Below are 11983 nucleotides of genomic sequence, written 5' to 3'. Positions count from 1 at the left end.
GCCGCCCGCCGCTGCGGCGGCCTTCGCGCCCGGCGGCGGGCGGCGCGTCGTCGCTGCGGAGGTCGAGGGGCCGTTCGACAGCGCGTTCGAGACGCCGCCTGGCGGCGCTGCGGCCGTCCATCTCGGCCGCGGGACCCGCGCCTCGGCGGTGTTCGGGATCGCCGACGTCGACTGGATCCTCGACCCGTTCGCCTACGAGCCGCAGACCGAGCCGGGCGCTCCGCGCCGTCCGCGCAGCGAGAACGTCGCCCTGTTCCTCAACATGGTGGAGCGCGCCGCGGGCGGCGGCGGGCTGATCGCGATCCGATCCCGCGGCGGGACGCGGCGGACCTTGACGCGCGTCGCAGACCTTGCGCGCGACATGGCGGACGTCGATCGCGCCTCGCAGGCCGCCGCGATGACGCGGATCGCCGAGATCGAGGCGCGGATCGCGCAGCTGCCGGCCACGGCCGGCGTCTCGGACCTGTCGCAGCTTCCCGCCGAGGTGCAGGGGCGGGTGGCGGAGCTTCGCTCAGCGCTCGCGCCCGACCGCAAGATCCTGCGCGAGGCCGAGCGGCGCGAACGCGCGGGCCTCGAGCGGCTGCGGACCTGCACGGTGCTCTTCAACCTTCTTGGAGGCCCGGCGCTTGCGCTCGCCATGGCCGGCCTCATCGCGGCCGCTCGACGGCGCGGCGCGCGCAGCCTCTGATCGGCCGACGCCCCAGACGCGGCTGATTGCTTTACCTCCGCCGGTCCAGGACTCCGGCGATGCGGCATTGCTCGCGGCTCTCTAATTATCGACGAGAACTATTTCCTTTCTTGGTTTGATCTTGCTGTGATGCGGGTCTGTACGCGCGTCCTTAAGAAACCGCCGCTTTCCGAACGCCGGCCTGCTCGAAGGGGCGGGGCGGCGGCGGGCAAGGAGAAGAAATGGTCGAGGAGCAACGCACTCAGACGCCCGCTCCGGGCGCCTCGCCGGGGTCGTCCGGCAGTTCCCGCCGAAGGTTCCTGGTCGCCGGCGCGGCGGCGGGGCTCGGCGTCGCGGCCGGCGCGCGGGCGGAGGAACTGCCCGTTCCGGCCAGCAGCCTGAAGATGGGCGCGCCGATCCCGCCGGAATCCTACGGGATGCCGATCGAATTCGAGGCGCACGTCAAGCGGCGGCGCAGCGACGTCTTCAAGAACAAGCAGAACTATTCCGACTGGAGCATGACGCCTCTGCATCAGCAGGTCGGCATCGTGACCCCGAACGGCCTGTTCTTCGAGCGCCACCACAACGGCGTCGCCAAGATCGACCCCGAGCAGCACCGGCTCGTCATCCACGGCCTGGTCGAGAAGCCGCTCGCGTTCTCGATGAGCGACCTGATGCGCTACCCGTCGGTGTCGCGCTTCCATTTCATGGAGTGCTCCGGCAACACGCTGACCGACTGGCGCGAGCCGAAGGCCGTCACCGTGCAGCAGAGCCACGGGCTGCTGTCCTGCGCGCAGTGGACCGGCGTGCCGCTGTCCTGGCTGCTCGACGAGGCGGGCGTGAAGCCCGAGGGCAAATGGGTGATGTTCGAGGGCGGCGACGGCTCCGGCCATCTGCGCTCGATCCCGATCGAGAAGGTCATGGACGACGCGCTGCTCGTCTACGGCCAGAACGGCGAGATGCTGCGCGCCGAGCAGGGCTATCCGCTGCGCGCCTTCTTCCCCGGCTGGGAAGGCAACACCTGCGTGAAATGGCTCCGCCGCATCAAGGTCGTGACCGAGCCCGACCAGATCCGCGGCGAGACCGCGCGCTACACCGATCCGATGCCGAACGGCAAATGGCGGCAATACTCCATGGAGATGGAGTGCAAGTCGGTCATCACGAATCCCTCGGGCGGGATGTCGCTCAAGGGGCCGGGCCTCTACGAGGTGCAGGGCTTCGCATGGTCGGGCCGCGGCAAGGTCACGAATGTCGATCTGACGTTCGACGGCGGCAGGACCTGGCGGGAGGCCGCGCTCGAAGAGCCGGTGCTGGACAAGTGCCTGACGCGCTTCCGCTATCGCTGGAACTGGGACGGCAGCCCCGCCAAGATCGCGAGCCGCGCCAAGGATACGACCGGCTACGTCCAGCCGACCGTCGAGGAGATCGCGCGGGTGCGCGAGATCGTCGGCTTCGTCCAGCACCATAACGGGATATTCCCGTGGTCGGTCGCCCAGAGCGGGGAGGTCGCCAATGCGATCGCTTGACCTTCGATCCTCCGTCGCAGCCCTCTGCGTCACGCTCGCGGTCGCGACCGCGGCCCAGGCCGCCGATTTCGGCAAGCGGCCCGAGGCCGGCTTCGGCCGTCCGATCGGAGAGGCGGATCTGAAACTCTGGGACATCGACATCGCGACGCCGAGCGGCGGCAACCTGCCGGCGGGAGAGGGAACGGTCGCGGCCGGCAAGGCGGTCTACGAGGCCAAGTGCCTTGCCTGCCACGGCGAGAACGCGGCCGGCGGCCCGGTCTACGGGACGATGGTCGGCGGCATCGGCAGCATGACCAAGAGCCCGCGGGTGCTCACCCCCGGCAGCATGTACCCCTATGCGCCGATCCTGTTCGACTACGTCCGCCGGGCGATGCCCATGAACGCGCCGCAGTCGCTGACGGCCGACGAGGTCTATGCGGTCGCGGCCTATATCTACAACCTGAACGGTCTGGTGCCCGCGGACTTCAAGATGAACGCCCAGACGATGCCCAAGATCCCGATGCCGAACCGCGACGGCTTCATCCGCGACGACCGGCCCGACACCAGGGCCGAGCGCTGCATGACGGACTGCAAGCCGATCGGAACGGTCGCCGACGCATCGAAGCCGGCAGCGTCCGGGACGGCGGCTGCGGCCGGGGGCACCGGCAACCAGGTCATCATGGGCGACCCGAAATCAGGGGCAGCGGCTTCGCCCGCCGCGCGTCCCTGACGCCGCGGCCTCCGGGCCGCGGCGTTCTTCCTTAGCTGGCAAAAAGTGACGTCATTCCGGGCTCGTCCCGGGATCCGTTTCCACAGCGCGCGGCAGGTCTGCCGTCGTTGCGGTAATGGATCCCGGCGCCTCGGCCGGGATGACGCGCTGAGTTTCCCGAGCCGGATCGCCCTAAAGCAGCTTGTCGATCGTGATCGGCAGCTCGCGGATGCGCTTGCCCGTCGCGTGGAACACGGCGTTCGCGACCGCGGCCGCCGCGCCGACGATCCCGATCTCGCCGAGGCCCTTCACGCCCATCGGGTTCGCCTTGTCCTCCTCGTCGACGAAGATCACGTCGATGTCGTGGATGTCGGCATGCGCGGGCACGTGATACTCGCCGAGATTGGCGTTCATGATGCGGCCGAGCGACTTGTCCCAGACGCTCTCCTCGTGCAGCGCCATGCCGACGCCCATCACCACGCCGCCGAGGATCTGGCTGCGGGCGGTGGCGAGGTTGAGGATCTTTCCGGCCGCGACCGCGCTGACGATCCGCTCCACCCGCACCACGCCGAGCTCCTCGTCGACCCGGACCTCCGCGAACACCGCCGAGTGGGTGTAGGAGGCGTATTTCTCGGCGAATTCGCCGTCGGGCGCGAAATCGCCCTTCGCCTCCAGCCGCTCGCTTCCGGCCGCCTTCAGGGCGTCGGCGTAGGAGACCGATTTCTCCGGGTCCGAGGTCAGCGCGATCTTGCCGTCCGCGAAGGTCACGTGTGCGACGTCGGCGTTGGCGAGCGGCGAGTCGTCGAGGCCGCGGGCGGCCTTCAGAAGCTCCTCCTTGAGCGCCGCGCAGGCGAGCTGGACGGCGTTGCCGGCCGACGCCGCGGCCCACGAGCCGCCCTCGACCGGGGCCATCGGCAGGGAGGTGTCGCCGACCTTCGCGGTCACCTCCTCGATCGGCAGACCGAAGGCGTCGGCGCCGATCTGGGCGAGAATCGTGTAGGTGCCGGTGCCGATGTCGGCGGTGCCGCAGGCCACCTCGAGCCTGCCGTCCGCGGAAAGCGCCGCGCGCGCCGAATGCGGCTGCATCATCGCCTCCCAGCACCCGGTCGCCACGCCGTAGCCGACGAGCTCCTTGCCCTCCTTCATCGAGCGCGGCTCGGGGCTGCGCTCCGACCAGCCGAACCGCTTCGCCCCCTGCTCATAGGCCGCGCGGAGCTCCTTCGAAGAGAACGGCTTGTCGTCATTGCCGTCCTTCTCGGCGTAGTTCTTCAGCCGGAGCTCGAGCGGGTCCATCTTGAGCTCATAGGCAAGCTCGTCCATCGCCGCCTCGAGCGCGTAGACGCCGGTGGTCGCGCCCGGCGCCCGCATGTCGGACGGGGTCGAGACGTCGAGCTTGGCGAGCTCGTATTTCAGGCTGACGTTCGGGCAATCGTAGATCAGGCCCGACCAGTTCACGATCGGCTCCTGATAGTCCTCGAACTGCGAGGTCGCCTGGATGGCGTGGTGGCTGACGGAGGTCAGCTTGCCGTCCGCGTCCGCCGACAGCGCCACCGTCTGCAGCGTGTCGGGGCGCCAGCCCATGGTCCACATCTGCCCGCGCGTCAGCACCAGCCGGACAGAGCGTTCGAGCTTGATCGCGGCGAGCACTGCGAGGAACAGGTCGTAATGCGGCCGGAGCGCCATGCCGAAGGCGCCGCCCACGAAGGGCGACACGACCCGGACCTTCTCGGGGTCGAGGCTGAAGACCGAGCAGATGTAGTTCTTCGGGTTGATCACCCCTTGCGTCTTGTTGTGGATGGTGAGCGCGCCGCCGCCCTCCCACACCACCGTCGTGGCCTGCAGCTCCATGGGATTGTGGTGTTCGGGCGCGACCCGGTAGTCATGCTTCAGGCGGATCTCCGAGCCCTTGAACGTCGCCTCGGCGTCGCCGCGCGGCGGGGGAGGGGGCGGGATGCCGTCGCGGGGCACGGGCGGCTCGTAGGCGGTCGACCTCGCATCCGCCACGTCGACCGTCGGGGTCTCGACCTCGAACTCGGCCGTCACCAGCGAGGCCGCGTGACGTGCGTTCTCGTGGCTGTCGGCGATCACCAGCGCGATCGCCTGGCCGCTATAGAGAACCTTGTCGTTCCGAAGCGGCCGGAACGGGCTGCCCGGCACCGCGACCATGTCGTTCAGATAGGGGGCGTCGTCCTCGGGGATTTCGGGCCGGTTCTCATGCGTCAGGATCTCGACGACGCCCGGCGCGCCCTTGGCGGCCGAGAGGTCGATGCGCTTGATCCTGCCCTTCGCGATCGTCGCCGGGACCGCGGCGGCGTAGAGCATGTCCTCGGCGAAGAACTCGGCCGCGTAGGTCGCGAGGCCCGAAACCTTGAGCGGGCCGTCGACCCGCGGCGTGGCGCGGCCGACATAGGGGTGGACGTTGGACATGTCGGTCTCCCCTCAGTTGATGGACTTGTTCGCCTGGACCTGCGGGGTCCCGGCGGCCGCCTGCCCGAGCGCGCGCGCGATGGCGCGGCGGGCGAGCTCGATCTTGAAGTCGTTGTGGCCGTGGCCTTTGGCGTTCCTGAGCACGATGTCTCCGGCCTCCTCGAATGCCGAGGAGGAGGGCAGCTTGCCTTTCAGCGAGGCTTCGGCGGCCTCGTCGCGCCAGGGCTTGTGGGCGACGCCGCCGAGCGCGAGCCGCGCCTCGCCGATCACGTCGCCGTCGAGCTCGATCGCGGCCGCGACCGAGACCAGCGCGAAGGCGTAGGACAGCCGGTCGCGGAGCTTCAGATAGGTGTGGTTCTTCCCGAAGCGCGGCTTCGGCAGCTCCACGGCCGTGACGATCTCGCCTCGGCTCAGCGTGTTGTCCTTCTCGGGCTCGCTTCCCGGCAGGCGGTGGAAGTCCGAGAACGGGATCGTCCGCTCACCGTCCGGTCCTTCGACATGGACCGTCGCGCCGAGCGCCGCGAGCGCGACGCACATGTCCGACGGGTGAGTCGCGATGCAGGCGTCGCTCGCGCCGAGGATCGCGTGGATGCGGTTGACGCCGGTCCTGGCGGGGCAGCCGGAGCCCGGCTCGCGTTTGTTGCAGGGCGTGCCGACGTCGTAGAAATAGTAGCAGCGGGTGCGCTGGAGCAGGTTGCCGCCGGTGGTGGCGGCGTTCCGGAGCTGCGCCGAGGCCCCGGCCAGGATCGCGCTCGAAAGAAGCGGATAGTCCCGCTCGATCCGCTCGTCATAGGCGAGGTCCGAGTTCGGAACGAGCGCGCCGATCTTCAGGCCGCCGCCCGGCGTCTCCTCGATCCGGTCGAGCGGCAGGCGGGTGATGTCGACCAGCCGGCCCGGCCGCTCGACATTGTATTTCATGAGGTCGACAAGGTTGGTGCCGCCCGCGATGAAGCGTGCTTGCGGGTCCTGGACGACAGCCTGGATCGCCTCGCCGACGCTGGTCGCGCGGGTGTAGGAGAAGTTCATCATTCCGCGGCCTCCAGCTTGGGCGCGCGCTCGGCGCCCATGACCTCCTCGATCGCCTCGACGATGTTGGTGTAGGCCCCGCAGCGGCAAAGGTTGCCGCTCATCAGTTCGCGGATTTCCGCGGCGGTCGTAGCGTGGCCCTCCGCGATCATTCCTGCGGCCGAGCAGATCTGGCCGGGCGTGCAGTAGCCGCACTGAAACGCGTCATGCTTCACGAAGGCGGCCTGCAGCGGGTGCAGCGAGTCCGGCGTTCCGAGCCCTTCGATCGTCGTGATCTCGGCCCCGTCCTTCATCACGGCGAGCTGCAGGCAGGAATTGACCCGCCGCCCGTCCACCATGACGGTGCAGGCGCCGCACTGGCCCTGGTCGCAGCCCTTCTTGGCGCCGGTCAGGTGAAAACGTTCCCTGAGCAGGTCGAGAAGCGTGACGGTGGGGGGGATGTCGATGCTGCGCGTCTCTCCGTTCACCGTGAGCGTGACGGAGACAGCGTCCAAAGCGCCGGACGCCGAAATCGTGTCTGCCAATGGAGTCTCCCGAAGCTGGGTCGCAACGACCGGCCGGCGACAGCCCGCCCGGCGGCGGGAGCCGTTTGGAATGACAACATTTCCAAACCGAGGACGTTCCGAAAAGCCCTACCGGGCTCCCGTGCGCGGGCGCGGCTCCGGACATGCATCAAAGCCGCGCGAGGAGGGGAACGGATCGATTCACGGAGCCGTTCGCGAACTATCTCAGGAGGGCGCCGCCGCGCGCCCCTTCCAGCCATGTTTGGAAAACGACATGACCTCCGCCGCCTCACGATTTCTCGCCCTGGGAGTTCTGGGCCTCGGGCTTGCGGGCTGCGGCCAGGAGGCGACCGTCCCGATCGCGCAGGGCTACGGCCCCAACCCGACGCTTCCCGAGCCGAAGACGAGCTGGACGCCGACCGTGAAGGTCGGCAAGGCGGTGGGCTGGAGCGGCGACGCGAAGCCGACGGCCGGGCAGGGCATGCAGGTCGTTGAATTCGCCGGCGGCCTGGATCATCCCCGCCGGGTCTACGCCCTGCCGAATGGCGACGTGCTGGCGGTCGAGACGGCCGAGCCCGCCAAGACCGACGAGGGGCACAATGAGGGGATCAAGGGCTGGATCGCCGGCCTTTTCATGCAGCGCGCCGGCGCCAAGGTGCCGAGCGCCGACCGCATCACGCTGCTGCGCGACGCCGACGGCGACGGCAAGGCGGAGTTCCGCTCGACGCTGGTGAAGGGTCTGCACTCGCCCTTCGGCGTCGTGCTGTCGAACGGCCGGCTGTGGATCGCCAACACCGACGCGATCGTCAGCGTGCCCTACAAGGACGGCGACACCGAGATCGCGGCCAAGCCCGAGAAGCTCGTCGACCTGCCGGGCGGCCCGCTCAACCACCACTGGACCAAGGACCTGACGGCCTCGAAGGACGGGAAGAAGCTCTACGCGACCTCGGGCTCCAACTCGAACGTCGCCGAGAACGGCATGGACGCCGAGAAGGACCGCGCCGCGGTGCTCGAGGTCGACGTCGCGGCCAAGGCCACGCGCCTGTTCGCCTCGGGCCTGCGCAACCCCAACGGCCCGACCTGGAACCCGGTGACCGGCGAGCTCTGGGTCGCGGTCAACGAGCGTGACGAGATCGGCTCCGACCTCGTGCCCGACTACATGACCTCGGTGAAGGACGGCGGCTTCTATGGCTGGCCCTACAGCTATTACGGCCAGCACGTCGACGACCGCGTCCAGCCGCCTCGGCCGGACCTCGTGGCGAAGGCCATCAAGCCCGATTACGCGCTCGGGCCGCACACCGCCTCGCTTGGCATGATCTTCAACGAGGGCGGCCTGTTCGGCGAGAAGTACAAGAACGGCGTCTTCGTCGGCCAGCACGGCTCCTGGAACCGCAAGCCGGTGAGCGGCTACAAGGTGATCTTCGTGCCCTTCAAGGACGGCAAGCCGTCCGGCCCGCCCGAGGACGTGCTGACCGACTTCCTCAACAAGGACGGCGAGGCGCAAGGGAGGCCGGTCGGGGTCGCGGTCGACAAGGCCGGCGGCCTGCTGGTCGCCGACGACGTCGGCAACAAGGTCTGGCGCGTGACGCCCGCAAAGGCGACGGCCGACGCGGGCGCCAAGCGGACGAGCGGCTGAGCGCAGTCGGGGAGCGTGACACGACGCAGGGCGCCTTGCTTCGGCGTCCTGCGTGCTTCGAGACGCCGTCCTGCGGACGGCTCCTCGAGCCATGAGGTAGGTTCAGTTTTGGCGCCCCTCTCCGGCCCTCATGCTGAGGAGCATGCCGGAGGCATGCGTCTCGAAGCACGCAGACCCTCGGTCCGGGTCTCGTTTCAGAACGGGGCAGGGCCCCCCATCTGGTGACGCGCCGGGTCAAACGCGCTAGTGCAGGGCCTCGCAAGCAAGGAGGCCCTCCGATGACCCTTGCGGTCGAACGCCAGGCCGACGACGTCGCCACGATCATGCGCGAGGTCGGCCGCCGCGCGCGCAAAGCTTCGCGGACGCTCGCTCTTGCGTCCCGCGAGGCCAAGGACGTCGCGCTCGTCGCCGCCGGCCGCCGGCTGCGCGAGACCGAGGCCGCCGTGCTCGCCGCCAACGCCGCCGACGTCGCCGCCGCGAAGGCCGCGGGGGTCGCGGGTTCGTTCATCGACCGACTGACGCTGACCCACGCCCGCATCGCCGCGGTCGCCGAGGGCCTCGAGACGGTCGCGGGCCTCGCCGATCCCGTGGGCGAGACCATTGCGTCATGGACCCGCCCCAACGGCCTGCGCATCGACCGCGTCCGCACGCCGCTCGGCGTGGTGGGGGTGATCTATGAGAGCCGCCCGAACGTCACCGCCGACGCCGGCGCGCTCTGCCTCAAGGCCGGCAACGCCGCGATCCTGCGGGGCGGGGCCGACAGTTTCAGATCCTCGGCCGCGATCCATGCCGCGCTGGTCGAGGGCCTCGACGAGGCCGGCCTGCCGACCGACGCGGTCCAGCTCGTGCCGACGCGCGACCGCGCGGCGGTCGGGGCCATGCTTTCGGGCCTCGACGGCAATGTCGACGTCATCGTTCCGCGCGGCGGCAAGGGACTGGTGGCGCGCGTGCAGCAGGAGGCGCGCGTGCCGGTGTTCGCGCATCTCGAGGGCAACTGCCACGTCTATGTGGCGGCCAACGCGGATCTCGAAATGGCGAGGTCGATCGTCCTCAACGCCAAGATGCGGCGCACCGGCGTCTGCGGCGCGGCCGAGACCCTGCTGGTCGACCGCGCGGTCGCCGCGAGCCATCTCGGCCCGCTGATCGCGGCCCTGATCGAGGCCGGCTGCGACGTCCGCGGAGACGCCGAAGCGCAGCTCGCCGACCAGCGCGTCACGCCGGCGACCGAGGAGGACTGGCGCACCGAATATCTCGACGCGATCATCGCCGTGAAGGTCGTGGACGGGATCGACGCCGCGATATCTCATGTCGAGACCTACGGCTCGCACCACACAGACGCGATCGTCACCGCCGACGAGCGGCTGGCCAAGAAATTCCTGGCCGAGGTCGACAGCGCGATCGTTCTGCACAACGCCTCGACCCAGTTCGCCGACGGCGGCGAGTTCGGCTTCGGGGCCGAGATCGGCATCGCGACAGGCCGCATGCACGCCCGCGGCCCGGTCGGCGTCGAGCAGCTGACCTCGTTCAACTACCGCGTCCACGGGACCGGCCAGACGCGGCCGTGAGGGATAAGGCGCGACGCCGCCGTCCCCCTCTCCCCAGCCAACTCCGCTGGTGCGGAGTTGGCCTCTCTTGCGTGCGCAAGTCGGAAACATCCGACTTGCGGTGGGAGAGGGTCGGGGTGAGGGGTGACGGCGGCGCCGTCTCCGGAAAGCGCGCCGCCCGCACCCCTCATCCGGCCGCCGCCTTCGGCGCCGGCCACCTTCTCCCTCAAGGGGAGAAGGGAAGAGCGGCCGCCGTTCCGAAGTGACCCGCCTCCTCACCCCCCGCCTCCCGCCTTATGCCCCCGGCTTGGCGATCGGGCTCTATGGCGGCTCGTTCAATCCCCCGCACGAGGCGCACCGCAAGGTCGCGCTCACGGCGCTGAAGCGCCTGAAGCTCGACCGCGTCTGGCTGCTGGTCACCCCCGGCAACCCGCTCAAGGACAACGCCGCGCTGCCGCCGCTCGACGAGCGGCTCGCGGCCGCGCGCCGGCTGCTCGCGCATCCCCGGGTCGAGGCCACGGGCGTCGAGGCCGCCATGGGCGTGACGCGGACCTACGACGCGCTTGCCTATCTCACGGCACGCTGCCCGGACGTCCGCTTCGTCTGGATCATGGGCGCGGACAATCTTGCGACGTTCCACCGCTGGGGCCGCTGGTGGGAGATCGCGGCGCGCGCGCCGATCGCCGTCGTCGACCGGCCGGGCGCGACCTTTTCGCCGCTTTCGGCTCATGCCGCGCAGGCGCTTTCGCGCTTCCGCGTCGACGAAGGCGACGCGGCGGGATTGGCCTGGATGGCGCCGCCGGCCTGGACCTTCCTGCACGGTCCGAGGTCCGATCTGTCGTCCACCGCCCTGCGTGGCCGAAAGGCCGCGGCGCAAAGCTTTCCGAGCCGTTAGCGCCGCCGTGGTTGAAATGTCGCAGCCATCGGCTTTAATCTGACGGAGCCGGAGCATGGTCCCCGGCCCTGAGGACGGCAGACGGAAGGCGAAACCCCTGTCCACCATAGCGCTGAAGGAGACGCCCCGTGTGGCGGCTCACTTGGGCGCCGGCGCCGCGAACGCGGCTCATCCGGCGTTGCTTCACCTCATCCTCGACGTGCTCGACGACAACAAGGCCGAAGACACCGTGGTCATAGATCTGCGCGGCAAGTCCGCGCTGGCCGACGAGATGGTGATCGCGTCCGGCCGCGCCACGCGGCATGTCGGCGCCATCGCCGACAAGCTGGTCGAAGAGCTGAAGAATGCGGGCCACGGCAAGGTGAAGGTCGAAGGCCTGCCGCATTGCGACTGGGTGCTGATCGATTGCGGCGACGTGATCGTCCACCTGTTCCGGCCCGAAGTCCGCGCCTTCTACAATCTCGAGAAGATGTGGTCGGCGGGACGCCCGACGGAACTGCCGCTGTCCTGAGCGCCGCTTAGAACGCGGTGCGCCTGGTCATTGCGGCGGTCGGCCGCCTCAAGGCGGGGCCCGAGCGCGAGCTCGCGCGCCGCTATGTCGAGCGGGTCGGCCAGATCGGCCGGGGCGTCGGCCTCGACGCCCCCGAGATCGTCGAGCTCGACGAGAGCCGCGCGCGCAGCGCCGACCAGCGCAAGCGCGATGAGGCCGCCGCGCTCAAGGCCGCCCTCGACCCGAAGCTCGCGCTGTTCGCGCTCGACGAGCGCGGCAAGCACCTGTCGAGCGAGGATTTCGCCGGCTTGATCGGACGGCGCCGCGACGACGGCGCGGCCGGCCTCGCCTTCGTGATCGGCGGCGCGGACGGGCTCGACCCTTCTCTGCTCGCGTCCGCCGATGTCCGCATGGCGCTCGGCGCCATGACCTGGCCGCACCAGATCGTCCGCCTGCTGCTCGCCGAACAGCTCTACCGCGCCGCGACGATCCTGGCCGGGCACCCGTATCATCGGGGGTGAGGCCACGTCATGCCCGCGCGGCAGCGCGGGTATCCACGACTTTCTAGGACCACCGAGTTC

11 protein-coding genes are annotated in these 11983 nt (G+C 69.8%); 8 read left to right on the top strand and 3 right to left on the bottom strand.

Annotation, left to right across the window (positions count from 1 at the left end):
* The 3 genes from EK403_RS22090 to EK403_RS01460 form a co-directional block, all read left to right on the top strand.
* A partial coding sequence (locus EK403_RS22090) for a hypothetical protein (protein ID WP_164919455.1) occupies window positions 1–688 on the top strand: 688 nt, incomplete at its 5' end.
* Between the two features lie 221 nt (window positions 689–909).
* Window positions 910–2193: a sulfite dehydrogenase gene (gene soxC, locus EK403_RS01465; RefSeq protein WP_128775726.1), complete on the top strand. Its 1284-nt coding sequence runs from the start codon at window positions 910–912 to the stop codon at window positions 2191–2193.
* Window positions 2180–2902 carry a c-type cytochrome gene (locus EK403_RS01460; protein ID WP_128775725.1) on the top strand — a complete coding sequence of 241 codons (723 nt, stop codon included), beginning with the start codon at window positions 2180–2182 and terminating at the stop codon, window positions 2900–2902. The genes soxC and EK403_RS01460 overlap by 14 nt, the downstream gene beginning before the upstream one ends.
* A 171-nt stretch (window positions 2903–3073) precedes the next feature.
* Here the strand turns inward: EK403_RS01460 and EK403_RS01455 are convergent, their stop codons facing one another.
* Genes EK403_RS01455 through EK403_RS01445 form a run of 3 tightly spaced genes read right to left on the bottom strand, consistent with a single transcriptional unit; the run spans window position 3074 to window position 6858 of the window.
* Window positions 3074–5308, bottom strand: a complete 2235-nt coding sequence (locus tag EK403_RS01455; RefSeq protein ID WP_128775724.1) for a xanthine dehydrogenase family protein molybdopterin-binding subunit — start codon at window positions 5306–5308, stop codon at window positions 3074–3076.
* 12 nt (window positions 5309–5320) lie between these two features.
* Window positions 5321–6337, bottom strand: a complete 1017-nt coding sequence (locus tag EK403_RS01450) for an FAD binding domain-containing protein (RefSeq protein WP_128775723.1) — start codon at window positions 6335–6337, stop codon at window positions 5321–5323.
* Complete coding sequence (locus EK403_RS01445; RefSeq protein WP_128775722.1) at window positions 6334–6858, bottom strand: (2Fe-2S)-binding protein; 525 nt, start codon at window positions 6856–6858, stop codon at window positions 6334–6336. The genes EK403_RS01450 and EK403_RS01445 overlap by 4 nt, the downstream gene beginning before the upstream one ends.
* A gap of 253 nt (window positions 6859–7111) precedes the next feature.
* Here EK403_RS01445 and EK403_RS01440 point away from each other — a divergent pair, with 253 nt between their 5' ends.
* The 5 genes from EK403_RS01440 (at window position 7112) to rlmH (ending at window position 11923) form a co-directional block, all read left to right on the top strand.
* Window positions 7112–8473: a PQQ-dependent sugar dehydrogenase gene (locus EK403_RS01440; protein ID WP_128775721.1), complete on the top strand. Its 1362-nt coding sequence runs from the start codon at window positions 7112–7114 to the stop codon at window positions 8471–8473.
* A 278-nt stretch (window positions 8474–8751) separates the two neighbouring features.
* Complete coding sequence (locus EK403_RS01435) at window positions 8752–10038, top strand: glutamate-5-semialdehyde dehydrogenase (protein WP_128775720.1); 1287 nt, start codon at window positions 8752–8754, stop codon at window positions 10036–10038.
* A 241-nt stretch (window positions 10039–10279) separates the two neighbouring features.
* Window positions 10280–10912, top strand: coding sequence for a nicotinate-nucleotide adenylyltransferase (locus EK403_RS01430; RefSeq protein ID WP_245479444.1), 633 nt, complete (start codon window positions 10280–10282; stop codon window positions 10910–10912).
* 130 nt (window positions 10913–11042) lie between these two features.
* Window positions 11043–11423: a ribosome silencing factor gene (gene rsfS / locus EK403_RS01425; RefSeq protein ID WP_245479443.1), complete on the top strand. Its 381-nt coding sequence runs from the start codon at window positions 11043–11045 to the stop codon at window positions 11421–11423.
* 17 nt (window positions 11424–11440) lie between these two features.
* Window positions 11441–11923 carry a 23S rRNA (pseudouridine(1915)-N(3))-methyltransferase RlmH gene (gene rlmH / locus EK403_RS01420; protein ID WP_128775718.1) on the top strand — a complete coding sequence of 161 codons (483 nt, stop codon included), beginning with the start codon at window positions 11441–11443 and terminating at the stop codon, window positions 11921–11923.
* The last annotated feature ends 60 nt before the right edge of the window (window positions 11924–11983 follow it).

This window comes from Hansschlegelia zhihuaiae (assembly GCF_004103825.1).
In the GTDB taxonomy this organism is placed as follows: Bacteria; Pseudomonadota; Alphaproteobacteria; order Rhizobiales; family Methylopilaceae; genus Methylopila; species Methylopila zhihuaiae.
Note: the sequence above shows the minus strand (reverse complement) of the source record. Positions and strands in the feature narration are given on the sequence as shown.

What these genes read in the sequence shown, in the direction of transcription:
- soxC (WP_128775726.1), top strand. Translation starts at nt 910, where the DNA reads ATGGTCGAGGAGCAACGCACTCAGACGCCCGCTCCGGGCGCCTCGCCG.
- EK403_RS01460 (WP_128775725.1), top strand. Translation starts at nt 2,180, where the DNA reads ATGCGATCGCTTGACCTTCGATCCTCCGTCGCAGCCCTCTGCGTCACG.
- EK403_RS01455 (WP_128775724.1), bottom strand. Translation starts at nt 5,308, where the DNA reads ATGTCCAACGTCCACCCCTATGTCGGCCGCGCCACGCCGCGGGTCGAC.
- EK403_RS01450 (WP_128775723.1), bottom strand. Translation starts at nt 6,337, where the DNA reads ATGATGAACTTCTCCTACACCCGCGCGACCAGCGTCGGCGAGGCGATC.
- EK403_RS01440 (WP_128775721.1), top strand. Translation starts at nt 7,112, where the DNA reads ATGACCTCCGCCGCCTCACGATTTCTCGCCCTGGGAGTTCTGGGCCTC.
- EK403_RS01435 (WP_128775720.1), top strand. Translation starts at nt 8,752, where the DNA reads ATGACCCTTGCGGTCGAACGCCAGGCCGACGACGTCGCCACGATCATG.